At 73.3% G+C, this 23,193-nt stretch carries 22 protein-coding genes; 16 read left to right on the top strand and 6 right to left on the bottom strand.

What is annotated here, in order from left to right; all coding sequences use genetic code 11:
• Positions 1 to 142 precede the first annotated feature (142 nt).
• Together yaaA and eda are read left to right on the top strand one after the other, a co-directional pair.
• Positions 143 to 943, top strand: coding sequence for a peroxide stress protein YaaA (yaaA, locus tag ACIQZN_RS11760; RefSeq protein ID WP_403991037.1), 801 nt, complete (start codon positions 143 to 145; stop codon positions 941 to 943).
• An 88-nt stretch (positions 944 to 1,031) separates the two neighbouring features.
• Positions 1,032 to 1,655, top strand: coding sequence for a bifunctional 4-hydroxy-2-oxoglutarate aldolase/2-dehydro-3-deoxy-phosphogluconate aldolase (eda, locus tag ACIQZN_RS11755; RefSeq protein WP_403991034.1), 624 nt, complete (start codon positions 1,032 to 1,034; stop codon positions 1,653 to 1,655).
• 193 nt (positions 1,656 to 1,848) lie between these two features.
• Here eda and ACIQZN_RS11750 read toward each other — a convergent pair whose 3' ends face one another.
• From ACIQZN_RS11750 to ACIQZN_RS11740, 3 genes are read right to left on the bottom strand one after another with little or no spacing between them, the layout of a single operon-like run.
• On the bottom strand, positions 1,849 to 3,045 hold the full coding sequence (locus tag ACIQZN_RS11750; protein ID WP_403991032.1) for a bifunctional RNase H/acid phosphatase: 1,197 nt from the start codon (positions 3,043 to 3,045) through the stop codon (positions 1,849 to 1,851).
• Complete coding sequence (locus ACIQZN_RS11745) at positions 3,045 to 3,788, bottom strand: zinc ribbon domain-containing protein (RefSeq protein WP_403991608.1); 744 nt, start codon at positions 3,786 to 3,788, stop codon at positions 3,045 to 3,047. The genes ACIQZN_RS11750 and ACIQZN_RS11745 overlap by 1 nt, the downstream gene beginning before the upstream one ends.
• Positions 3,785 to 4,621 carry a Nif3-like dinuclear metal center hexameric protein gene (locus ACIQZN_RS11740; RefSeq protein WP_403991029.1) on the bottom strand — a complete coding sequence of 279 codons (837 nt, stop codon included), beginning with the start codon at positions 4,619 to 4,621 and terminating at the stop codon, positions 3,785 to 3,787. Before ACIQZN_RS11740 ends, ACIQZN_RS11745 begins: the two co-directional genes overlap by 4 nt.
• Before the next feature lie 198 nt (positions 4,622 to 4,819).
• On the opposite strand from ACIQZN_RS11740, the gene ACIQZN_RS11735 reads away from it, so the two are divergent.
• The 8 genes from ACIQZN_RS11735 (at position 4,820) to ACIQZN_RS11700 (ending at position 13,883) form a co-directional block, all read left to right on the top strand.
• A complete protein-coding gene (locus tag ACIQZN_RS11735; RefSeq protein ID WP_403991026.1) occupies positions 4,820 to 6,175 on the top strand; it encodes a hypothetical protein in 1,356 nt (451 codons plus the stop codon).
• Positions 6,176 to 6,296: 121 nt separating this feature from the next.
• Positions 6,297 to 6,473: a hypothetical protein gene (locus ACIQZN_RS11730; RefSeq protein ID WP_403991023.1), complete on the top strand. Its 177-nt coding sequence runs from the start codon at positions 6,297 to 6,299 to the stop codon at positions 6,471 to 6,473.
• A gap of 220 nt (positions 6,474 to 6,693) precedes the next feature.
• Complete coding sequence (locus tag ACIQZN_RS11725; RefSeq protein ID WP_403991605.1) at positions 6,694 to 7,674, top strand: ABC transporter ATP-binding protein; 981 nt, start codon at positions 6,694 to 6,696, stop codon at positions 7,672 to 7,674.
• The gene (locus tag ACIQZN_RS11720) at positions 7,674 to 8,393 is read left to right on the top strand and encodes an ABC transporter permease (RefSeq protein ID WP_403991020.1); all 720 of its coding nucleotides are present in this window, start codon (positions 7,674 to 7,676) and stop codon (positions 8,391 to 8,393) included. Before ACIQZN_RS11725 ends, ACIQZN_RS11720 begins: the two co-directional genes overlap by 1 nt.
• 53 nt (positions 8,394 to 8,446) lie before the next feature.
• A complete protein-coding gene (locus ACIQZN_RS11715; RefSeq protein ID WP_403991017.1) occupies positions 8,447 to 9,649 on the top strand; it encodes a histidine kinase in 1,203 nt (400 codons plus the stop codon).
• Between the two features lie 5 nt (positions 9,650 to 9,654).
• The gene (locus tag ACIQZN_RS11710) at positions 9,655 to 10,287 is read left to right on the top strand and encodes a response regulator (RefSeq protein WP_403991602.1); all 633 of its coding nucleotides are present in this window, start codon (positions 9,655 to 9,657) and stop codon (positions 10,285 to 10,287) included.
• Positions 10,288 to 10,327: 40 nt separating this feature from the next.
• Positions 10,328 to 11,767, top strand: a complete 1,440-nt coding sequence (locus ACIQZN_RS11705) for a hypothetical protein (protein ID WP_403991015.1) — start codon at positions 10,328 to 10,330, stop codon at positions 11,765 to 11,767.
• Positions 11,768 to 12,089: 322 nt separating this feature from the next.
• On the top strand, positions 12,090 to 13,883 hold the full coding sequence (locus tag ACIQZN_RS11700) for an MFS transporter (protein ID WP_403991011.1): 1,794 nt from the start codon (positions 12,090 to 12,092) through the stop codon (positions 13,881 to 13,883).
• Here ACIQZN_RS11700 and pepE read toward each other — a convergent pair.
• Both pepE and ACIQZN_RS11690 read right to left on the bottom strand, forming a co-directional pair.
• The gene (gene pepE / locus ACIQZN_RS11695) at positions 13,846 to 14,574 is read right to left on the bottom strand and encodes a dipeptidase PepE (protein WP_403991008.1); all 729 of its coding nucleotides are present in this window, start codon (positions 14,572 to 14,574) and stop codon (positions 13,846 to 13,848) included. The genes ACIQZN_RS11700 and pepE overlap by 38 nt on opposite strands.
• Positions 14,575 to 14,617: 43 nt before the next feature.
• Positions 14,618 to 15,451 carry an IclR family transcriptional regulator gene (locus ACIQZN_RS11690; RefSeq protein ID WP_403991005.1) on the bottom strand — a complete coding sequence of 278 codons (834 nt, stop codon included), beginning with the start codon at positions 15,449 to 15,451 and terminating at the stop codon, positions 14,618 to 14,620.
• A 148-nt stretch (positions 15,452 to 15,599) separates the two neighbouring features.
• Between ACIQZN_RS11690 and ACIQZN_RS11685 the strand changes: the two genes are divergently transcribed.
• The 6 genes from ACIQZN_RS11685 (at position 15,600) to ACIQZN_RS11660 (ending at position 22,033) form a co-directional block, all read left to right on the top strand.
• Entirely contained in the window at positions 15,600 to 16,553 is a 954-nt protein-coding gene (locus tag ACIQZN_RS11685; RefSeq protein ID WP_073863382.1) for a DUF1177 domain-containing protein, read from the top strand.
• Positions 16,553 to 17,944, top strand: a complete 1,392-nt coding sequence (locus ACIQZN_RS11680; protein WP_403991002.1) for a cytosine permease — start codon at positions 16,553 to 16,555, stop codon at positions 17,942 to 17,944. Before ACIQZN_RS11685 ends, ACIQZN_RS11680 begins: the two co-directional genes overlap by 1 nt.
• Positions 17,941 to 19,266 carry a M20/M25/M40 family metallo-hydrolase gene (locus tag ACIQZN_RS11675; protein ID WP_403990999.1) on the top strand — a complete coding sequence of 442 codons (1,326 nt, stop codon included), beginning with the start codon at positions 17,941 to 17,943 and terminating at the stop codon, positions 19,264 to 19,266. The genes ACIQZN_RS11680 and ACIQZN_RS11675 overlap by 4 nt, the downstream gene beginning before the upstream one ends.
• A gap of 100 nt (positions 19,267 to 19,366) precedes the next feature.
• Positions 19,367 to 20,011, top strand: a complete 645-nt coding sequence (locus ACIQZN_RS11670; RefSeq protein ID WP_403990996.1) for a class I SAM-dependent methyltransferase — start codon at positions 19,367 to 19,369, stop codon at positions 20,009 to 20,011.
• Between the two features lie 83 nt (positions 20,012 to 20,094).
• Positions 20,095 to 21,027 carry an N-acetylmuramoyl-L-alanine amidase gene (locus ACIQZN_RS11665; RefSeq protein ID WP_403990993.1) on the top strand — a complete coding sequence of 311 codons (933 nt, stop codon included), beginning with the start codon at positions 20,095 to 20,097 and terminating at the stop codon, positions 21,025 to 21,027.
• A 223-nt stretch (positions 21,028 to 21,250) separates the two neighbouring features.
• A complete protein-coding gene (locus ACIQZN_RS11660; protein ID WP_403991650.1) occupies positions 21,251 to 22,033 on the top strand; it encodes a hypothetical protein in 783 nt (260 codons plus the stop codon).
• 71 nt (positions 22,034 to 22,104) lie between these two features.
• Here ACIQZN_RS11660 and ACIQZN_RS11655 read toward each other — a convergent pair whose 3' ends face one another.
• Positions 22,105 to 23,139, bottom strand: coding sequence for a PHP domain-containing protein (locus tag ACIQZN_RS11655; protein WP_403990990.1), 1,035 nt, complete (start codon positions 23,137 to 23,139; stop codon positions 22,105 to 22,107).
• Between the last annotated feature and the right edge of the window lie 54 nt (positions 23,140 to 23,193).

The raw sequence follows: 23,193 nt of genomic DNA, 5'->3' as shown, positions 1-23,193 counted from the left end.
CGAACGGAGGGCTTTGTGCCCGTAGGGTGGGCCCCTCCGCCCCGTACGAACCGCCTCCCCGCCCCCCGTACGCTGACCTGGGGCGTCCGTGCGGTCCGCACACCGCCGCGCCTCTTCCCCGTACGTACGAAGGAGAACCGCCGTGCTCGTGCTGTTGCCGCCCTCCGAAGGAAAGGCCGCCTCGGGGCGCGGGGCACCCCTGAAGCCCGAGTCGCTGTCGCTGCCCGGTCTCGCCGGGGCGCGGGCCGAGGTGCTGGACGCCCTCGTGGAGCTGTGCGTGGCCGACGAGGAGAAGGCGCGGGAGGTGCTGGGGCTCAGCGAGGGGCTGCGGGGCGAGATCGCGAAGAACGCGGAGCTGCGGACGGCGGGGACGCGCCCGGCCGGGGAGCTGTACACCGGCGTCCTGTACGACGCGCTCGCCTTGGACTCGCTCGACACGGCCGCCCGCCGCCTCGCCGGGAAGTCGCTGCTGGTGTTCTCCGGGCTGTGGGGCGCGGTGCGGGTGGGCGACCGGATTCCGCCGTACCGCTGCTCGATGGGCGTGAAGCTGCCCGGGCTCGGCGCGCTCGGGGCGTTCTGGCGTACGCCGATGGCGGAGGTGATGCCGGAGGCGGCGGGCGACGGGCTCGTGCTGGACCTGCGCTCGTCCGCGTACACCGCGGCGTGGAAGCCGAAGGGGGCGGTCGCGGAGCGGACGGCGAGCGTGCGGGTGCTGCAGTCGCAGATCGTGGACGGGGTGGAGAAGCGGTCCGTGGTCAGCCACTTCAACAAGGCCACCAAGGGCCGGATGGTGCGGGATCTGCTGCTCGCGGGGGCGCGGCCGGCCGGTCCGGCCGAACTGGTGACGGTCCTGCGGGACCTCGGGTACACCGTCGAGGCCGAGGCGCCCGCGCGGGCGGGGCGGCCGTGGCAGCTCGATGTGGTCGTGACGGAGATCCACTGAGTGGTCGTGACGGAGATCCACTGACCGTACGTTGCACCCTCCGCAACGCTCGTTGCGTACTGCGCCGCACACCGGGCAGGATGGGCGCATGACCTCCTCCTCCGTGCTGGACCTCGCCCCCGTCGTGCCCGTCGTCGTCCTGGAGGACGCGGCCGACGCGGTGCCGCTCGCCCGTGCCCTGGTCGCGGGCGGGCTCCCGGCGATCGAGGTGACCCTGCGCACCGCCGCCGCCCTGGACGCGATCCGGGCCATCGCGGCGGAGGTCCCGGACGCGGTCGTCGGGGCGGGCACGGTGATCTCGGCGCGGAACGTGGCGGACACGGTGGCGGCGGGGGCCCGGTTCCTGGTCAGCCCCGGCTGGACGGACGCGCTGCTGGACGCGATGAAGGGGTCCGGGCTGCCGTTCCTGCCGGGCGTCTCGACCACCTCCGAGGTGGTCGCGCTGCTGGAGCGCGGGGTCACCGAGATGAAGTTCTTCCCGGCCGAGGCGGCGGGCGGCACGGCCTATCTGAAGGCCCTCTCCGCCCCGCTCCCCCAGGCCCGGTTCTGCCCGACGGGCGGCATCTCGGCCGCCTCCGCGCCCTCGTACCTGGCGCTGCCCAACGTCGGCTGCGTGGGCGGGAGCTGGATGGTCCCGGGGGACGCGGTCGCGGCCCGGGACTGGGCCCGCGTGGAGCGGCTGGCCGCCGGGGCGGCGGCGCTGAGGGGGTGAGCGGGGCGGCGGGGAAACCCGTCGCACATCGCCGCGCATGCTCCCCGGTATTCGGGGCACGACCCTTGTAGGGGACGTAGCCCGCATGCCGGGTGACCCGGGTTCCGGCCGGTAATCCCCCGACCCGCCGGAACCGCCTCGGCCCCACCGGCCTTCCCCCCGCCGGTGGGGCCGAGTGCTGTCCCGGGCCGGGTTACCGCAGGTGGGACGTGTCGTTCAGCAGGCGTACGGAGGCGTTGCCGTCGGCGTAGTACGCGACGGTCGAGACGGACGCCGCCGAGAGCTCCATCCGGAACAGCGCCTCCGGGGGCGCTCCCAGGGCGAGCCGGACCAGGGTCTTGATCGGGGTGACGTGCGTGACGACGAGGACCGTGCGGCCCGCGTACCGCGTGACGAGGCCGTCCCGGGCGGCCGCCACGCGGTCGGCGACCTCCGCGAAGCTCTCGCCGCCGCCCGTGGGGGCCGCGTCCGGGGAGGCGAGCCAGGCGTCCAGGTCGTCTCCGTACCGCTCCTTGACCTCGCCGAACGTGAGCCCTTCCCAGGCCCCGAAGTCCGTCTCGCGCAGCCCGTCCTCGACGCGGACCTCCAGGCCGAGCCGGGCCGCGACCGCGCCGGCCGTCTCGCGGCAGCGGCGGAGCGGTGAGCTGACGATCTCCTGCACGGTGCCGCGCGCCGCGAAGGCGGCCGCCGCCCGCTCGGCCTGCTCGCGGCCGGCGGCGGAGAGCTCGGGGTCGGTGCCGCCGCTTCCGGAGAACCGCTTCTGCGGGGTGAGGGCCGTCTCGCCGTGCCGCAGCAGGACGAGGGTGGCGGGCGCGCCCAGATCGGGCGCCGAGCCCCAGCCCACCTGCGGGGTGACGGGGTCGGCGGCCACCGGGGCGGGGGCGGAGACGGCGGCCACCGGGGCGCGCGGGGTGTCCAGGGCGGCCGTGGACGCCGAGGGCTTCCAGCGGTCGCCGCGCCGGCCCGCGTCCATCGCCTCGTTGGCCAGCCGGTCGGCGTGCTTGTTGCGCTCGCGCGGGATCCACTCGTAGGTGATGTCCGCGCCGGGCAGGGCCGCCGCCGCCTCGGCCGCGAGCGGTTTCATGTCCGGGTGCTTGATCTTCCAGCGGCCCGACATCTGCTCCACGACGAGCTTGGAGTCCATCCGGACGCGCACCTGGACCCCGGTGCCCACCGGGCCGTCCGCGATCAGCGCGCCCACCGCGCGGAGGCCGGCGACGAGGCCCTTGTACTCGGCGACGTTGTTGGTCGCGACGCCGATGTACTCGGCGGTCTCGGCCAGCGTCTCGCCGGTGTCCGGGTCGATGACGACCGCGCCGTAGCCGGCGGGGCCCGGGTTGCCCCGGGAGCCGCCGTCGGCCTCGATCACGAACCGGCGCGGCAGGCTCACTACAGGCCCGAGTCGGCGGTGCGGACCAGGATGCGGCGGCAGTTCTCGCAGCGCAGCACCGTGTCGGGGGAGGCGGCCTTCACATCGTTGATCTCGGTGATGTTGAGCTCCAGGCGGCAGCCCTCGCAGCGGCGCTGGTAGAGGCGGGCGGCGCCCACCCCGCCCTGCTGGGCGCGGAGCTTGTCGTACAGCTTCAGCAGGTCGGCGGGGACCGAGCCGGCGACGACCTCGCGCTCCTTGGTGACCGTGGCGGCCTCCGCGTCGAGCTCCTGGGTGGCGGCGTCGCGGCGGGCGGTGGCGTCGTCCACCTTGGCCTGCACGGCGGCGACCCGGTCGGTCAGCTCGGTGACGCGCTCCTGTGCGGACTCGCGGCGCTCCATGACCTCCAGGACGATGTCCTCCAGGTCGCCCTGGCGCTTGGCGAGCGAGGTGATCTCGCGCTGGAGGCTCTCCAGGTCCTTCGGCGAGGTGACCGCGCCGGAGTCCAGGCGCTGCTGGTCGCGGGCGGCGCGCTGGCGGACCTGGTCGACGTCCTGCTCGGCCTTGGTCTGCTCGCGGGCGGTGTCGCTCTCCTCGGTGGTCGAGGCGACGAGCAGGTCGCGGAGCTGGGCGAGGTCGGCCGTCAGCGACTCGATCTCGGCGTGCTCGGGCAGGGACGTGCGGCGGTGCGCGAGCTGGGAGAGGCGCTGGTCGAGCGCCTGGACGTCGAGAAGTCGGATCTGGTCGGCGGGCGCGGCGTTCAGTTGGGGGCTCCAGAAGAGTGGTGGGCGGTCCAGGGGTCGGTGACCTGCTTCGAGACATGGACCCTCAGGTCCCATCCGAGGCGGTCGGAAATCGCTTCGAGCTGTGCGGCGGCCTGCTCGCACCAGGGCCACTCGGTGGCCCAGTGTGCGGCATCGACCAGGCCGAGCGGCGAGTGCTGGGTGGCTTCGGAGGCCGGGTGGTGGCGCAGGTCGGCGGTGAGGAAGGCGTCCGCACCGGCGGCGCGCACCGCGTCGAAGAGGCTGTCGCCGGAGCCGCCGCTCACCGCGACGGTGCGCACGAGCGCCTCCGGGTCGCCGGCGAGGCGGATGCCCTGCGCGGTGGCGGGCAGCCGGGCGGCGGCGCGAGCGGCGAACGCGGCGAGGGTCTCGGGGTGGTCGAGCACGCAGATCCGGCCGAGCCCCCGGCGGCCGGCCGGGTCCGTCGCGTCCGGGACCAGGGGGCGCTCGACGCGCAGGTCGAGGACGGCGGCCAGGGCGTCGGAGACCCCGGGGTCGGCGGTGTCGGCGTTGGTGTGGGCCACGTGCAGGGCGATGCCCTCCCGGATCAGGGTGTGCACGACGCGGCCCTTGAAGGTGTCCGCCGCGACCGTCGTCGTACCGCGCAGGTAGAGCGGGTGGTGGGTCACGATCAGATGCGCACCCAGCTCCTTCGCCTCGTCGGCGACCGCCTGGACGGGGTCGACGGCGAAGAGCACCCGGTGGATCCCGGCCTCAGGATCACCGCAGACGGTGCCGACCGCGTCCCATCCTTCGGCCCGCTCGGGCGGCCAGAGGGCGTCGAGCTCGGAGATGACTTCAGACAGACGGGGCACGGAGGAAAGGCTACCTGCCCGCCGCTCCCCGGGAAGCCCCGGGAACGGGCCGCCCGCGACTCGGCCCCGTACAGCACACGCACCCTCGGTCGTACAGCGAAATCCGGCCATCACCACCCTTATGTGTGAAGTGGGGGAGGTCGTGTTGTTCGGCTGGAAGTGCGAAAACTAGCTTCGGTTGCCGGAGGTGATGAGTCGATGACTGCCTGTGCCATCGAGGACGGGACCACCACGGGTGACGGCGGTCCGGCGGAGCCGGAACCGGAGCCCGATCCGGGCGGTCCCGCAGGGGTCGTCACGGACGGCCCGACGGAGGGCGCCCCGGCGGGGAGCACCCCGGCTGAAGGCGCTCCGACCCAGGGCGCTCCGACCCAGGGCGCCCCGGCAGCCGGTGCCCCGGCGCCGGAGGCTCTCGTGCCGGCCGCCGAGACCGAGGCGGACTCCCCCGCCGAAACGGTTCTGCCCGCCTTCACGCTCACCGCCGACGGCGCGTACGGCGCACGGCTCACCGCCGCCCCGGTGCCGGGCGCCGACACCGCCTGGTATGCCGAGCGCTGGACGCTCGACGGGCCCGAGCCGTATGCCGTGCCGCTGCCCACCGATCAGCCGGAGGAGACCGAGGCGCAGGTGGTGCCGCTCGCCGACGGGCGGGTGCTGATCCGGCGCCGGGTCGCCGAGCGGCACACCTTCTCGCTGCTCTATCCGACCGGCCCCGGCACCGGCGAGCTGCTGCTCGGGGCGGTCGAGCGGGACGCGCTCGCGCTGCTGCCGCCGTCGCCGGACGGGGTGAGCGCGTACGCCCTGGCGGTCGGCGAGTACTCCACGGAGCTGTGGCGGGTGGCGGGCGGGGCAGGCGGGCCCGAGCACCTCGCGGACCTGCCGGGGCGCTGCTCCGGCGGCGTCTGGCTGGACCGGGCCGGCCGGCTGCTCGCCCTGGACCGGGAACCGGCCGGGGGCGGCCCGGTGAAGACGGTCGCGGTGGACCTGGGCCGCGGCGCCGAGATGACACCGCTGCTCCAGATCGCGCCGGACAGCGACGACCGGCTGCTGCTCGCGGACCCGGACAGCGGGCTGCTGCTGATCCGCTCGGACGCGCCCGGCCACGACCGGCTCGGCTGGGGGGTGCTCGGCAGCTGTCTGCCGGTGCGGTTCCCGGAGTGCCTGCGGCTGCCGGACTGCTCGGTGGAGCCGTTCGCCGTGCAGCCGGGGCAGATGCTGATGCCGGAGAGCTGTGCGGTGGCCCTCAGGATCGACGGGGCCGCAGGCAGCTGGATCGGCCTGTGGCGTCCGTCGGGCCGCCGGCTGCACCAGCTCGCGGCGCCCGGGGGCTGGCTGGCGGGCAGCGGGGTCTGGTCGCGGGACGGGGTACTCAAACTCCCTTACGCGGACGGGGACACGGCGTGCGCGGTGGCCCTGCTGGAGATGCCGGAGGAGGCGGAGTTCGCGGGCGACGTAAGTGGTAGGCAACCTTCCGCGCCATCGGGGAATCCTCCAGTGTGTACACCGGTTCCTCTGGGGCAGGCGCCTCTCGTGGGGCGTACGACCCCTGACTAAGCTGGGGCCGGGCTCACGCACCGTGCGTCTTGGTCACCGACCGTGTCCTTTCCCGGGCCTGCGGTGGCGTGACGTTCCGGTTGGCACACACGTAAGCGATCACAACGGGGTGACTTCCCACATGCCTGAAGCCCGCACCGACACGACCCAGACGTTCCCGCCGGGGGCGGACGCACAGCGGGGCGACGCCGGCGGCTCCGGAAAGCACCGAGGGGGTGTGGCGACGGACGACCGGGCGGCAGCGCCGGCCGGCCGTCATCGCCGGCCCGCCGAGGAGAGCGGCGCGGCGGCGGCCTGACCGCCGTATCGAGGAGGGAAGGCGGTGCCCCCGGCGCCCGGGAGACCATCCCGGGCGCCGGGGGCACCGCTCTGTCCGCCCGCGGGGGCGAGTGGATCCGGACCCTCCGCGTCCGCGATGACAAATGTCATGGCGGACCGAGTACATACACATCTGCCGCCGCGTGCTCACGCTGCGTAACGTCGTAGACATGACGCAGACAAGGGACGACGAGGCCGCGGTGGTCTTCACCGGGGCGGTGAAGACGTTCGGACGGGCCGGGCGGAGCGTGCGGGCCGTCGACGGGGTGGACGTACGGATCGGGCGCGGCGAGACCGTGGCCCTGCTGGGGCGCAACGGGGCGGGGAAGTCCACCGCCATCTCGCTGCTGCTCGGGCTGAACGAGCCGGACGAGGGGGCCGTGCGGGTCCTGGGCCGCTCCCCCGAACAGGCGGTCCGGGCGGGCCTGGTCGGCGCCATGCTCCAGGAGGGGCGGCCGATACCCAGGGTGACCGTGCGCGAGCTGGTCTCCTTCGTCGCCTCCACCTATCCGCGTCCGCTGCCGGTCGCCGAGGCGCTGGCCCTGGCGGGCGTCACGGAGTACGCGGAGCGGCGCATCGACAAGCTCTCGGGCGGCCAGACCCAGCGAGTGCGGTTCGCCGTGGCGCTGGCGGGGAATCCCGAGCTGATCGTGCTGGACGAGCCGACCGCCGCCCTGGACGTGGAGGGGCGGCGCGCGTTCTGGGAATCGATGCGGGCCTACGCCCGGCGCGGCAACACCGTGCTCTTCTCCACGCACTATCTGGAGGAGGCCGACGAGAACGCGGACCGGATCGTCGTCATCGACCGGGGCCGGGTCGTCGCGGACGGCAGCGGCGAGGCGATCAAGGACGCGGCCGGGCACAGCCAGGTCTCCTTCGACCTCGCGGGCGGCGCCACCGAGGGCCTGGACCGGCTGCCCGGTGTCGTCACCGTCGAGGTGACCGGCGACCGCGCCCTGCTGCGCACCGACGACTCGGACGCGACGGTCGTGGAGCTGGCCCGGCTCGGCCTGGTCCGGGGCCTCCAGGTCTCCCGGGCCACGCTGGAGACCGCCTTCCTGGCCCTCACCGCGCCCGGGGAGGCCGCTCCGGAAGACAGCCTCGCGCCCGGCGACACCCCCGCACCCAGGCACACCACGCACGCACGGACCGCGCCCAGCACCGAAAAGGAGACCGTCTGATGTTCCAGTACATCCTGCTCGAAATGCGCCGGACCCTGCGTGACGCCGGATTCCTGATCTTCGGCACGGGCATGCCGGTGCTGATGTATCTGCTCTTCACCAACATCGGTGACGACAGCGCCGACGGCTGGAAGACCGCGTCCATGGTCGGCATGGCGGCGTACGGCGCGCTCGGCTCCGCGATGTCGATCGGTACGGGCGTCGCCTCCGACAAGTCGCTCGGCTGGCTCCAGCAGTTGAGGGTCACCCCGCTCTCCCCGTCGCACGCGGTGGTGGGCCGGGCGGTCAGCGGATCGGTGACCGTGCTGCCGGTGATCCTCACCGTGCTGCTGGCCGGTGGCCTGATCAACGGGGTGCGGATGGCGGCCTGGCAGTGGGCGGTGCTGGTGCTGCTGCTGTGGCTGGGCGCGCTGCCCTTCACCCTGCTCGGCCTGGGCAACGGATACCGGCTGACCCCGCAGGGCACCGGCGTCGTCAACGTCGCCTGCCTGATGGGCTTCGGCGTCGTCGGCGGGCTGTGGTTCCCGCTGGAGATGCTGCCCGAGTGGCTGCGCTCGGTCGGCCGGTTCACCCCGGCCAACCGGTTCGCGGACCTGGGCTGGGCGACGACCGACGGGCACGCGCCGGGCGCCATGACCATAGGCGTGCTCGCCGCATGGCTCCTGCTGTTCGGCGCGTACGCGGTGATCTCGTACCGTCGGTCCGCCAGGACCGTGTGACGGGAGCGAACATGCCGGGGACCGGACGACCATCGTTCAAGGAGCGCCGCCGGATGCGGAAGGAGAACCGCAGGCCGGGACCGCCGTCGCCGTACGCACTGCTGCCCTGGCTACTGATGGGCCTTGGCGCCTTCTCCAACCTCTTCCAGGGCGAGACCCCCACCCCGTGGATCGCCGGCGCCGGGCTGCTGGCCTTCAACTCGCTCTACATCTCCGTGGTGTTCCGGGGCTTCACCAAGGAGAAGCGCGAGAGCCCGGTGACGTACGTCCTGCTGGGCGCGCTGGCGGCGGTCACCTTCGCCCTGGCCATCGGTTACGGGGGCAGCTGGCTGCTGTTCTTCCCGCTGCTCTCGCTGGCCGCCGGCACGGTCCTGCGCCACCGTTGGCTGGCGGCCGGACTCCTCGGGCTCGCCATCGCCGCGTGCGCGGTCGCGGTCTGGCGCGACGACAGCGCATCGCCGCCGTGGACGCTGGGGTACGGGACGTTCATCTCCGGGGCCGTGACCTCGGCGATCCTCCGGCTCGCGGAGACCGTGACGGAGCTGCGGGCCACCCGGCAGGAGCTGGCCCGGGCCGCCGTCGAGCGGGAGCGGCTGCGGTTCTCGCGCGATCTGCACGACCTGCTGGGCCACACGCTCTCCGTCATCGTGGTGAAGTCGGAGGCCGCGCGCCGGCTCGCGCCGCGCGACGTGGACGCGGCGCTGTCCCAGGTCGCCGACATCGAGTCCGTCGGCCGCCAGGCGCTCACCGAGATCCGCGAGGCCGTCACCGGTTACCGCGAGGGCAGCCTCGCGACCGAGCTGGACCGGGCCAGGTCCGCGCTGACCGCCGCCTCGGTCGAACCGGTCGTCCGGCGCTCCGGGCCGCCGCTCTCCCCGCAGACCGAGGCGCTGCTGGGCTGGGTGGTGCGGGAGGCCGTCACCAACGTGGTGCGGCACTCCACGGCGACGCGCTGCGTGTTCGAGGTCAGCGGGACCGGCGAGAAGGTCCGGCTCACGGTGACCGACGACGGCCGGGGCAGGCCCGAGGGCCCCGCGCCCACCCCGGGCATCGGCGGCACCGGTCTGAAGGGGCTCACCGAACGGCTCGCGGCGGCGGGCGGCTCCCTGGTGGCGGGCCCCGGCCCGGACGGCGGATTCGTGGTGACCGCCGAGCTCCCGGTGGACGCGGGCGGCGAGGGCATCGGCGACGCCGACGCGGCGCCGACGCCCGGAGCCGGGGACGATCCGGACTGCTCGCCTACCCTGGGCCGGTGAACGAGATGCCTCAGGAGCACCCCCCGGCCAAGTCCGTCCGTGTCCTGCTCGCCGAGGACCAGGGGATGATGCGCGGCGCGCTCGCCCTGCTGCTCGGGCTCGAACCGGACATCGAGGTGGTGGCCCAGGTCGGCGCCGGCGACGAGATCGTGGCGGCCGCGCTGGCGTCCCGGCCGGATGTGGCGCTGCTGGACATCGAGTTGCCGGGGCGCAGCGGCCTGGACGCGGCGGCCGACCTGCGCGAGGAGGTCCCGGACTGCCGGGTCCTGATCCTCACCACGTTCGGCCGGCCCGGTTATCTGCGCCGGGCGATGGAGGCGGGGGCGGCGGGCTTCCTGGTGAAGGACGGCCCGGTCGAGGACCTGGCCGAGGCGATCCGCCGGGTGCTCGGCGGGGAGACGGTGGTCGATCCGGCGCTGGCCGCCGCCGCGCTCAGCTCGGGGCCGAGTCCGCTCACCGCGCGGGAGCGGGACGCGCTGCTCGCGTCGGCGGACGGGGCGACGGTCGCCGACATCTCCGCGAAACTGCATCTGTCAGAATCAACGGTCCGCAATTACCTTTCGTCGGCGATCGGCAAGACGGGCACCCGCAACCGCATGGAGGCGGTCCGCGCGGCCCGGCAGCAGGGCTGGCTCTGACCGCGTCCGCGCTCCGTCACGCCCGGAAAGCCCGCCCGCCATGCCTTCTCGAATATCCGCGCCCCGGCGCCTCCCGCTCTGGCTCATACCTCCGCTCTGGACCCTGGGCCTCGGGCTCTGGGGGCTCTCCCGGCAGGACAGCCTGTGGCGGGACGAGGCGGCGACCTGGCAGGTGGCGCTGCGGTCCGCCGCCGACATACGGGCCATGCTGGCCAACGTGGACGCGGTCCACGGGCTCTACTACCTGCTGATGCACGGCCTGTTCGACTGGTTCGGGCCGACGGCCGCGACCCTGCGGCTGCCCTCCGTGCTGGCCATGGCGGTGGCGGCGGGCTGTGTGACGGTCATCGGCGAGCGGCTGGCCGGGAGATGGGCGGGCCTGGGCGGCGGGATGGCGCTCTGCCTGCTGCCGGCGGTGCAGTTCTACTTCCAGGAGGGCCGCCCGTACGCGCTGGTCGCGGCGGGCGCCGGGGTGTCGACGCTGCTCCTCGTGACGCTGCTCGGCGGGCGCGACCGGTGGGGGCGCTGGGCGGCGTACGCGGCGACGGTGCTGGTCTGCGCGCTGCTGAACTGGTTCTCGCTGCTGATCCTGCCCGCGCACGCGGCGACGCTGGCGTGGAGCGGGGCCGGGCGCCGGGTGTGGGCGCGCTGGACGGCGGCCTCGGGGGCTGCCGTGGCGGGGGCGCTGCCGCTGATCCTGTTCACCTCGGGCCAGTCCAAGCAGGTGTCCTGGATACCGCCGTTGACCTGGCACATGATGATCGGCCCCGCGGTGCTTTTGGCGGTCGGCGGGCTCGGGGCCCTGGTGGACCGGCCGGGCGGGCGCCGGCTCTCGATGGCGTCGGTGGGGCTGCCGCTGCTGGCGGTCCCCCAGCTCGGTCTGGCCGCCGCCTCGCTGTACAAGCCGCTCTTCCTGGACCGCTACATCCTCTTCAGCCTGCTCGGCCTGGCGCTGCTCATCGGCTCGTTGCTGGGGGCTGCGGTACGGGCGGTGGCGCCCCGGTTCCCGGCGGCGTCGCGGTGGCTGGTGCCCGTGCTGCTGGCCTGCGCGGTGGCGGCGCTGCTGCCGCAGTCGCTGGCCAAGCGGTCGCCGTCGAGCCGGGTGGACGACGTGCTGGCCATGACGGCGGACGTGCGCCGGATGAAGGAGCCGGGCACCGCCGTGGTGTTCCTGCCCGGTGCCCGGCGCGACGCGAGGCTGGTCTCGCCCGAGGCGTTCACCGGTCTGCGGGACATAGCGCTGGCCCGGAGCCCGCGCGCGTCCGGGACCCTGAACGGGGTGGAGGCGGCACCGGCCCGGATAAGGGACGCGATGCTCGCCCAGCGCCGGATACTGCTGGTCACGGACGCGCCGGGGGCGGCGCGTCCGGAGAACGGGCGGCGGGAGAAGGTGAAGGCGGCCGTCCTGAAGGACTACTTCACCGTGATCGAGGACGAGCGGGTACGGGGGCGTCGGGTGACGCTGTACGCACGGAAGTGAGGCGTTCCGGCCGGTGGCGCGGGAGACGAGCCGGCAGGAACGCGGGCCGGACCACCGGCGCGCGGCCGGCGCCCGGCGCGGCACGGCGTCGAGTCGGCTCCGCACGTGCCCGCGGCCCGTCCCCGGCCCGCGAGGCACCCGCCCGAGGCGGTGCCTCCGTACGCCCCGCGCGCAGCCGCGCGGCACGCGCACCCCGCGCCCCGGAATACGCCGTAGCCGAGGAAGGTTCACCCTGCACAGACTTGGCGGTCGGTGCTGCCCGCAGCACCGACCGCAACCGTTCGTACACCCCGCTTCTCACCGCCGCCCGGAGGCCGCACGCATGCCACAGACGACGCACGAACAGCCCACCGCGGAGCTTCCTGATCCGCGCGCGAAGGCGGGCCGGGGGATCGTCCCCGTGCTCGCCTTCGCGGGTATCACCGTCGCCGTGATGCAGACCCTGCTCGTCCCCGTCATCAAGGATCTGCCCGCCCTTCTGCACACCGCCCCCTCCAACGCGACCTGGGTGATGACCGCCACCCTGCTCGCCGGGGCCGTCGCCACCCCGATCATGGGGCGGCTCGGAGACCTGTACGGCAAGCGCGGGATGCTGCTGGCCAGCCTCGCCGTGATGGTGGTCGGCTCCCTGATATGCGCCTTCACCGACGACCTCGTCGTCATGATCGTGGGCCGCGCCCTCCAGGGCTTCGCGATGGGCGCGATCCCGCTGGGGATCGGCATCATGCGCGACGAGCTGCCGCGCGAGAAGCTCGGTTCGGCGATGGCGCTGATGAGTTCGTCGATCGGGGTGGGCGGCGGACTCGCGCTGCCGGCCGCCGCGCTCGTCGCCCAGCACACCGACTGGCACGCCCTCTTCTTCGGCTCGGCCGGGCTCGGCGTGCTGGCCATGGCGCTCACCGTGTTCGCGGTGCCCGAGACCACGCTGCGCGCCCCCGGCCGGTTCGACGTCGTCGGGGCGCTCGGTCTCTCGCTCGGTCTGGTGCTCCTGCTGCTGCCGATCACCAAGGGCAGTGACTGGGGCTGGTCCTCGCCCACCACGCTCGGGCTGATCGCGGCCTCGCTCGTCGTGCTGGTGCTGTGGGGCCTGTTCGAGCTGCGCAGCGACGCGCCGCTGGTCGATCTGCGGACCACGGCCCGCCGCGAGGTGCTGCTCACCAACCTGACCTCGATCATGGTCGGCGTCGCGTTCTACGCCGTCTCGCTGGTCCTCCCCCAGCTGCTCCAGCTGCCCGCGTCCACCGGTTACGGCCTCGGCCAGTCGATGGTGGTCGCCGGGCTCTGCGTGGCCCCGCTGGGCCTGACGATGATGTTCGTCGCCCCGCTGTACGCGCGGATCTCGGCCCGCAGGGGCCCGAAGGTCTCGCTGATCCTCGGCATGCTGGTCATCGCCATCGGTTACGGGGCCGGGCTCGGCCTGATGAGCGCCGCCTGGCAGACCGTGATCATCGCCGTCCTCCTCGGCGCGGGCATCGGGCTCGCCTACTCCTCGCTGCCCGCCCTGATCATCGGCGCCGTCGACGCCTCGGAGACCGGTGCCGCGAACGGCCTCAACACCCTGATGCGCTCCATCGGCACCTCGGTGTCCAGCGCGGTGATCGGCATGGTCCTGGCCCACACCTCGACCCGGATGGGCCCGGTCGCGGTGCCCACGATGAAGGGCTTCCGGATCTCGTTCCTCATCGCGACGGGCGCCGTGGTCGCCGGTCTCGTCCTGGCCTCGTTCCTGCCGTCCCGGCGCACGGCCACCGCGCCGGTCCTGCTGGCGAGCAGCGAGGGCGACGAGGCGGCCCGGCGCGCCGCTGAAAACACCGAACCGCTCCCCCTGCCGGGCCCCGGGGGCTTCCGCGGCCGGGTCCTGGACGCGCAAGGGGCTCCGGTCGCCGGGGCCAATGTGACCCTGATCGACCGGCAGGGCCGGCAGGCGGGGCTGACCACCACGGACGCGCTGGGCCGCTGGGCGCTGGCGGCCCCGGAGGCCGGCACGTTCGTCCTGGCGGCGTCGGCCACGGGGCACGCGCCGCGCGCCTGCCCGGCGCAGGGCGGCCCCGCGGTCACCGACCTCGTGCTGGGGGGTGTCAGCGCGCCGGAGCGTCGAACCGCGGTTCCGTCCTGAGCAGGTGGGACACGTCCGTCCCGGCCGCCAGCTCCCGGGGCCCGGCGCCCCGCGTGAACAGGCGGGCGGGGCGGGCCCCCTCGACGTGGGCCGCCTCGTCCTCGACGCGGAGCCAGGAGCCCTCGCGCAGGCCGAGGACCGGGACGTCGTTCTCCTCCAGGAATTCGGTGAGCCGTTCCTCGCGGGTCTCGCCCTTGTGGGTGCTGGCGGGGTCCGGGTCCAGGTAGTGCGGGTTGATCTGGAACGGCACGAGGCCCAGGGTCTCGAAGGACGGCGGCTGCACGATGGGCATGTCGTTGGTGGTCCGCAGGGTGGGCGCCGCCATGTTGGTGCCGGCGCTGGCGCCCATGTACGGCAGCCCGGCGCGCACGGCGTCCACGACGGCCTCGCGCAGCCCGGTCCGGTAGAGCGCGCTGAGCAGCCGGAAGGAGTTGCCGCCGCCGATGAACACGGCGTCGGCGTCCTTCAGCGCGGCGGCCGGCTCGGCGTGCTCGTGGACGCCTCGCACGGTGATCCCGGCCGGTTCCAGGGCGCTGCGGACGCGCGCGGTGTACGTGTCGTGGTCGGCGAGCGCGTACGGCACGAAGGCCAGGCGGGCGCCGGCGGGCAGGAAGCCGGTGACCGTGTCCAGGGCGTGTTCCAGGTAGCCGCGGCCGTACTGGGTGGAGTTGGAGAGCAGGAGCAGGTGCACGGGGTTCCTCTCGGGGGTGTTTCGGAGCAGGTCGTGCTTCGGATCAGGCGGACGGGGTGCGGCGGGCGCGGGGCTTCGGGCGCTGCGGTGGGTGGGTGAGGCGCTTCTCCAGGAGGGCGGCGGCGTGCCGGAGCGCGTCGAGGCGGTTCTCCGGCGCGCCCTCGAACCGTTCCTCGGCGCCGCCGAGGCTGAGGCTCCCGTACGGTTCGCGGCCCAGGAAGACGGGGACGGCGAGGGTCGCGATGCCGGTGTCGTACTCGCCGACGGTCCAGGCGTACCCCTGGGCCCGGACCTTGAGGAGCTGCTGCTCCAGCACGTCCGGGTCGGTGACGGTGCGGTCGGTGAAGCGGGCCATCGGGCGGCCCCGGAAGAGCCGGTGGCGCTGCTCGTCGGGCAGGTAGGCGTAGAAGGACTTGCTGGTCGCGCCGGCGTGCGCCGGGTAGAGCTCGCCGACCAGCGGGTAGTAGCGCAGCGGCCCCGCCTCGCCCTCCTCGGCGGCCACACAGCGCATGTGGAAGCTGTCGGGCAGGCAGAAGAGCACGGTGTCGCCGGTGACCCGGCGCAGTTCCTCCAGGACCGGTCCGGCCAGCAGCTCCAGTGATCCCGAGCGCTCCCAGAGCCGGCCGAGGCGCAGCACGGCGGGGCCGATGCGGTAGCGCCGGGTGGCGGGGTCGGAGACCAGGAAGCCGCGCCCCGCGAGGGTGGCGAGGAGCCGCTGGGCGACGGAGGTGTCCCAGCCGAACTCGGCCGCGACTTCGGTCACACCCCAGTCGGGCCGGGTCCGCTCGAACGCGAGCAGCACGAGCAGCGCGCGGTCGACGGTCTGGAGGGCTCCGGCGGGGGTGCGCCGGTCGAGTTCGAACTCCGCCATGGCCATCTCACCATTCAGACGTGAATTGCAGATAACGGGAAATCATTGCGCTCAACGCTATCCGATCCCGAATCTGCTCTCAGCACCCCGTCCGGAGCCGCGGCTCCCTGGCCGGTTCCGGACGGGTGTGACGGATGCGCGAGAAAGGCCCCCCATGTTGAAGTACGTACTGGACCTCGTCGAGCTGCTCGACGACCCCCAGGCCAATGGCAAGACGGCCGTCGAGTACCTGGACGCCGCGGCGGGGGCCGAAGGCTCGTCCGCACAGGTCACCACGGTCGCCGGTGAGCGGGGCTCGACGGACTTCGTGTCGGTCCGCATCCCCGGCTCCCGGGGCCGTACGGCTGGGGGCGACGCCCGCACCCTGGGCGTCGTCGGCCGGCTCGGCGGGATCGGCGCCCGGCCCGAGGTGACCGGTCTGGTCTCCGACGCCGACGGCGCGATCTCGGCGCTGGCCGCCGCCGCCAAGCTGCTCGACATGCGCCGCCGGGGCGATGTGCTGCCCGGTGACGTGATCATCGCCACCCACATCTGCCCGGACGCCCCGACCGAGCCGCACGATCCGGTGCCGTTCATGGGCTCGCCGGTGGACATCGCCACGATGAACCGTCACGAGGTGACCGGCGAGATGGAGGCCGTGCTCTCCATCGACACCACCAAGGGCAACCGCATCATCAACCACAAGGGCCTCGCCCTGTCGCCCACCGTCAAGGAGGGCTGGGTGCTCCGCGTCAACGAGCAGCTTGGGGAGCTGCTGGCTGTGGTGACCGGTGAGCCGTTGGTCACGTACCCCGTGACCACCCAGGACATCACCCCGTACGGTAATGGGGCACACCACATCAATTCGATCCTCCAGCCCTCCACCGCGACGGCGGCCCCCGTGATCGGCCTCGCCATCACCTCGGCCGCGGCGGTGCCGGGCTGCGGGACGGGCGCGAGTCACGAGAGCGACATCGCGTCCGCCGCCCGCTATGCCGTCGAGGTCGCCAAGGCGTACGGCGACGGCCGGCTGGACTTCCACGACGCGGTGGAGTTCGACAACCTCGTCAGCCGCTACGGCTCGCTGACCCACCTGCAGACCTTCGGCCGTACACCCCAGGAGTCCTGATGGCAGCCGCCCCGCAGCCCGGTGCCGTGGCGCCCGCGCCCAAGAGCATCGGCAGCGACGACTACGCGCTCTCGCGCGTCCCGCGCGACAAGCGGTTCGGCTTCTGGTCGATGCTCCTCCAGTGGCTGGCCCAGTCCGGTTCGATCTCGCAGTTCACGCTCGGTGCCACCATCGGCGTCGGGATGACCTTCGGCGACGCGTTCCTCGCGTTCACGCTGGGCGCGGTGATCCTGGAGGTGGTGATCTTCGCGATCGGCCTGGCCGGGATGCGCGAGGGCCTGGCGACGCCGATGCTGACCCGCTGGGTCGGCTTCGGGCGCAACGGCTCGGCGCTGGTCAGCTTTGTGATCGCGGTCAGCCTGGTCGGCTGGTTCGGCGTCCAGAACAAGATCTTCGGCGACAGCGTCTCGGCGCTGGTCGGCGGTCCGTCCTGGATGTGGTGCGTGCTCGCGGGCATCGCCATCACGGCTCTGGTGATCTTCGGCTTCAAGTACATGGCGAACTTCGCGAAGGTCGTCACGCCGCTGTTCTTCGCCATGGTCGCCTTCTCCGTGATCCGGACCCTGAACGACCACTCGTTCAGCGATCTGGTCCACTCGCCGCCGCCGGGCGACACCATCCCGCTGGCCGTCGCCGCCACCGCCATCGCGGGCGGCTATATGACGGGCGCGATCGTCTCCCCGGAGATGACCCGCTACAACCGAAAGGGCTCGCACGTCTTCCTGCAGAGCGCCTCGTCCATGATCCTCTCCGAGTACATCGTCGGCCTGACCGGTGTGCTCCTGGGCCACCTGGTGAAGAGCAGCGAGGTCTCGCACATCGTGCTCTCCACCTCCGGCGCCTTCGGAGTGCTCGTCGTCCTGATGTCCACGGCGAAGATCAACGACTGGAACCTGTACGGCTCCTCGCTCGGCGTCGTCAACTTCTTCCAGGTCGTCTTCAACAAGCGCGTCCACCGCGGCGCGGTCACCATCGTCCTGGGCATCGCGGGCACGGTCCTGTCGGCCGTCGGGATCATGAGCCACTTCACCGAGTTCCTGACGATCCTCGGCGTCGCCATCCCGCCGATCGGCGGCATCATCGTGGCCGAGTACTGGGTCGTGAAGCGGATGCGCAAGCCGCTGGACGAGACCCGGGAGGCCCAGACCCTGCCGGCGCACTCGCCGACCTGGGTGCCGATGTCGATCGCGATCTGGATCGCCGCGTTCTGCGTCGGCAAGTTCTACGACGGCGGCATCCCGGCCCTGAACTCGCTGGCCACGGCCTTCGTCCTGTACAGCGCCCTGGGCCTGCTGGGCTGGATCAAGCCCTACGGCACCTCCGTCCTCGCCGACGAGCAGGACGGCCCGGCCCCGGCCGCCCGCACCACCACCCCTGTGGGAGCAGCATGAGCACCGCACCCGACACCGCCCCGGTCCCGGCCTCCGACGAGGCCCAGGACGAGGTCATCGCCCTCTGCGCCGAGCTGATCAGGTTCGACACCTCCAACCCGACGAGCACCGAGCGCGCGAGCGCCGAGTGGGTCGTGGCCCGGCTGGCCGAGGTGGGCATCGGCTCCGAGCTGGTCGAGTCCGCGCCCGGCCGCGCCAGCGTCATCGCCCGGATCGCCGGCCGCGACCCGGAGCGCGGCGCCCTGCTGGTCCACGGCCACCTGGACGTGGTCCCGGCGGATGCCTCCGAGTGGCAGGTGCCGCCCTTCTCCGGCGAGATCCGCGACGGCTACCTCTGGGGCCGGGGCGCGATCGACATGAAGGACACCGTCGCGGTGATGCTGGCCACCGCCCGGCACTTCGCCCGCACCGGCACGGCTCCCTCGCGCGACCTGGTCCTGGCCTTCCTCGCGGACGAGGAGGCGGGCGGCAAGTTCGGCGCGCACTGGCTGGTCGAGCACCGCCCGGAACTGTTCGCCGGGGTCACCGAGGCGATCGGCGAGGGCGGCGGGTTCTCCTTCGCCATCGACGACACCCGGCGGCTGTACCCCATCGAGAACGCCCAGCGCGGCATGGCCTGGATGGAGCTCACCGCCACCGGCCGGGCCGGCCACGGCTCATCCCCCAACGACGAGAACGCGGTCACCGACCTCGCGGAGTCGCTGACCCGGATCGGCCGCGAGACCTTCCCGATCCGCCTCATCGAGCCGGTCCGCGCGCTCCTCGAAGAGGCCGCCCGGCTCTACGGCGTCGCGTTCGACGAGGACGACATCGAGGGCAGCCTGGCCCGCCTCGGCCCGGTCGCCGACTTCATGCAGGTGGTGCTGCGCAACTCGGCGAACCCGACGATGTTCAGCGCCGGCTACCAGACCAACGTGATCCCGGGGAAGGCCACCGCCCGCGTGGACGGGCGCTTCCTGCCGGGCCACGAGCAGGAGCTGATCGACACGATCGACCGGCTGCTGCTGCCCTCGGTGAGCCGGGAGTGGGTCAACCACGACATCGCCATGGAGACCACGTTCGACGGACCGCTGGTCGACGCCATGTGCGCGGCGGTCCGCGCCGAGGACCCGGACGGCCACCCGGTGCCGTACTGCAACCCCGGCGGCACCGACGCCAAGGCGTTCACGCACCTGGGCATCCGCTGCTTCGGCTTCAAGGGCCTCAAGCTGCCGCACGACCTGGACTACGGCCGCCTGTTCCACGGCGTGGACGAGCGCGTCCCGCTGGAGGGCCTGCGCTTCGGCGTCCGCGTCATGACCCGCCTCTGGCAGAGCTGCTGACCCGAGCCACGCCAGGCGCCCCTCCGTACGCCCCCGCCGGTACCTTCGGCGGGGGCGTACGGCACGATGGCGCCCTACCCGTCCCACCAGGAGGAACGCCGTGACCGCCGAGCCCAAGCCGGAGATTCTCGCCGCCTTCCAGGCCGCCAAGGGCTTCATGCCGGTGGTCGAGGGGCTCGCGCTGTACGACGCCGCCACCGAGGCCGCCACGCTCGGCCTGCCGCTGCTGGAGGTCGGCACCTACTGCGGGCGCTCCACGATCCTGATCGCCGACGCGGCGCGGGCGGCCGGTGTCACCGCGCTCACCGTCGACCACCACCGGGGCAGCGAGGAGCAGCAGCCCGGCTGGGAGTACCACGACCCGACCGTGGTGGACCCGGAGGTCGGCCGGATGGACACCCTGCCCACCTTCCGCAGGACGCTGCACGCGGCGGGCCTGGAGGACCATGTGGTGGCGCTCGTGGGGCGCTCGCCGCAGGTGGCGGCGGTGTGGGGCGGCCCGCTGGGCTTCGTCTTCATCGACGGCGGCCACACCGACGAGCACGCGAACGGCGACTACGAGGGCTGGGCCCCGCATGTCGCCGAGGGCGGGCTGCTGGTGATCCACGACGTGTTCCCGGACCCGGCGCACGGCGGCCAGGCCCCGTACCGGGTGTACCTGCGGGCGCTGGAGTCGGGCGCCTTCACGGAGGTCTCCGTCACGGACTCGCTGCGCGTGCTGCGCCGCACCGGACCGGGCATCTGACCGTAAAGACCCGTTTACGGGGTGTTCCCGGCCGGTCCGCGGACGCCCCGGACAGGGCAAGGGGCGGCCGGTAGCATCGCCGGGTGCGTCACCACGAGAGCCTTCCCCCCACCCCGCGCCGCCCGCTCCGGCTCGCCGCCGCCGCTGCCCTGCTGTGCCTGGGCCTGGCCGGCTGCGGCGACGGAGGCGGCACCGCGCAGGCCCAGGCCGGCCCGAGCGGCGGTGCGGCCACCGGCCCGGCCGCCCCGGCTTCGCCGTCACCGGCGCCCACGAAGGCCGCCCCGTCGCCGTCGAAGTCCCCGGTGAAGCCGCCGGCGAAGTCCCCCTCCGAGCCTCCCGACGGGCCGCTGTCCGGGAAGACCGTGGTCATCGACCCCGGGCACAACCCGCGCAACCACCTGCACACCGCCGCGATCAACCGCCAGGTCGACATCGGCACCGGTCACAAGGAGTGCGACACCACCGGGACCGCCACCAACGGGGGTTACGCGGAGGCGGAGTTCACCCTCGACGTGGCGCACCGGCTGCGGGACCTGCTGCGGGCGCAGGGTGCGACGGTGCTCCTGACGTACGACGGGGACCGGGAGTTCGGGCCGTGCGTGGACGAGCGGGCGCGGATCGGCAACGAGGCACACGCGGACGCGGTGGTCTCGGTGCACGCGGACGGATCTGCCGTGGGAAACCGGGGTTTCCATGTGATCCTTCCCGCACTCGTGCGCGGCGGGGGCGCGGACACCTCGAAGATTGTTGAGCCTTCACGCGATCTCGGCATCCGTATCGCCGGACTGTTCGTACGCAGTACCGGAAGTTCCCCTTCCAATTATGTGGGCGGCAAAACGGGTTTGGACGTGCGCAAGGATCTCGGCGGACTGAATTTGTCGACCGTGCCCAAAGTCTTCATCGAATGCGGCAATATGCGTGATCCCAAGGATGCCGCCCTGCTCACCAGCCCGGGTTGGCGCCAGAAGGCGGCCCAGGGCATCGCGGACGGCATCAGCAGCTACCTCAAGGGGTAGTCAAGGGGTGATTCTGCGATGAATTCGGGAGGATGTTCCCGCACCAACCGGGCAGGAACACAACCCGCCGGGCCAGACGATAGATTCATCCCTACGATGGGGAGCCGTTCCCGAGCTTCAAGCCGTGCCCGCCGTGTATCCGGCGGCAGCGACGACCGCCCCGACGAGACGATCGACTAAGGACCTTCACGTGAATATCCGCTCCCTCACTCGAGGCGACGGCGTGGTGATCGGAGCAGCGGTCGTGCTGTTCATCGCCTCGTTCCTGGACTACTACGACTACGGAAACGCCGCCGCCGACGCCCCCAACTCCTGGGACATGCTGGGCAACGGCATCGGCGTCTACATGGTCGGAGTGATCGGCGCAGCGCTGATCGTGCTCTCCCGTTCCCAGCCCCAGCCGCGCAAGGTCGTGGGTCTCGACCTCGGCCAGTTCGGTGTCGCCGCCACGGTGTTCACCGCGTGGAACCTGTTCTGGACGATCATCGACCTGGGCCAGATCGACGCGGGCGCCGGCCTGATCCTCGGCTTCATCGCCTCCCTGGCGCTGGCCGGTGGCGCGGTCGCCTCGCCGCTGGTCCCGGCCCTCAAGGCCCCGCTCGCCGGTGCCCCGAACCCGCAGGCCGTGCAGCCGCCGTACGGTGGCCAGCCCGGCCAGGGCTACGGCTACCCGGGCGGTCCGCAGCCGGCCTTCGGCGGTCAGCAGCCGGGCCAGCCGCAGCCGTACGGTGCGCAGCAGCCGGGCCACCCGGGTCAGCCCGAGGCGCAGCAGGCTCCTGCGGCGCCGGCGGCCGGTGGCGGCGCCGGTGACTTCACCCCGTTCTGGTTCGCGGTGCCGGTGGCGCGGCAGCTGTACAACGAGGACGGTTCGCAGGCCCCGATCGCCGAACTGGCGCCGGGCACCTGGTACCTCGCGGTCGAGCAGCGCGGTTCGGCGCTGATCGCCCAGACGCAGGACGGCCGTCGCGGCGTCCTCCAGGACACCACGGGTATCCAGCGCGGCTGAGGCCCCGCACCCGCTCCGTCACGCGGCCCCCCGCCCCTTCCGGGCGGGGGGCCGCTGCCGTGCGCCGGGGCTCAACCGGCCGCCCTCTTGGGGACCTTGCCCTTCCGGGTCCAGCGCAGCAGCTCGTCGGCCGTCCAGGTGGTGACCACGCGCTCCGGCGGGACCCCGCACTCCTCGGCGCGGGCGCAGCCGTACGCCTGCCAGTCCAGCTGCCCGGGTGCGTGCGCGTCGGTGTCGACGGCGAACAGGGTGCCCGCCGCCACGGCCCGGCGCAGTAGCCCGCGGGGCGGGTCGAGCCGTTCGGGCCGGCTGTTGATCTCGACGGCGGTGCCCGCCTCCGCGCAGGCGGCGAAGACCTCGTCGGCGTCGAACGACGACTCGGGGCGGCCCCGTCCGGTGACGAGGCGCCCGGTGCAGTGGCCGAGGACGTTCGCCTGGGGATGGCGGACGGCGGCGACCATGCGCCGGGTCATCGGGGCGGCGTCCATGCGGAGTTTGGAGTGGACGGACACCACGACCAGGTCGACCTGGTCGAGCAGGTCCTCCTCCTGGTCGAGGGAGCCGTCGAGGTTGATGTCGCACTCGATGCCGGTGAGCAGCCTGAACGGCGCCCAGCGCTCGTTGAGTTCGGCCACTTCGGCGAGCTGCCTGCGCAGCCGCTCCGGCGAGAGGCCGTTGGCAACCGTGAGCCGGGGCGAGTGGTCGGTGAGGACCGTCCAGTCGTGGCCCAGCTCCGCCGCCGCGCGGCCCATCTCCTCGATGGGGCTGCCGCCGTCCGACCAGTCGGAGTGCGTATGGCAGTCGCCGCGCAGCAGGGACAGCAGGTGCTCGCCGCCCTCCGCGAGGGGCCCGGCACCCTCGGATTCAAGCCGCTCCAGGTAGCCGGGGGTCTCCCCGGCCAGCGCCTCGCGGATCACCTGGGCGGTGCGGGGGCCGATGCCCTTGACCCGCTCCAGCGAGCCGTCGGCCGCGCGCCGCTCCGCCTCGCCGTCGTCCATCGCGGCGACGGTGCGCGCGGCGGTGCGGAAGGCCTGGACACGGTAGGTGACCGCCCTGCCGCGCTCCAGCAGGAAGGCGGTCCGCTCCAGGGCCCGGACGGGGTCCATCGGCACCTCCTCGCGGGACGGGACGGTTGGCGGCCGCCCGTCCAGCTTGGCCCA

It is taken from the genome of Streptomyces sp. NPDC097595, assembly GCF_044761525.1.
In the GTDB taxonomy this organism is placed as follows: Bacteria; Actinomycetota; Actinomycetes; order Streptomycetales; family Streptomycetaceae; genus Streptomyces; species Streptomyces drozdowiczii_A.
The sequence above is the reverse complement of the archived record's forward strand: the minus strand, read 5'-3'. Positions and strand labels throughout refer to the sequence as shown.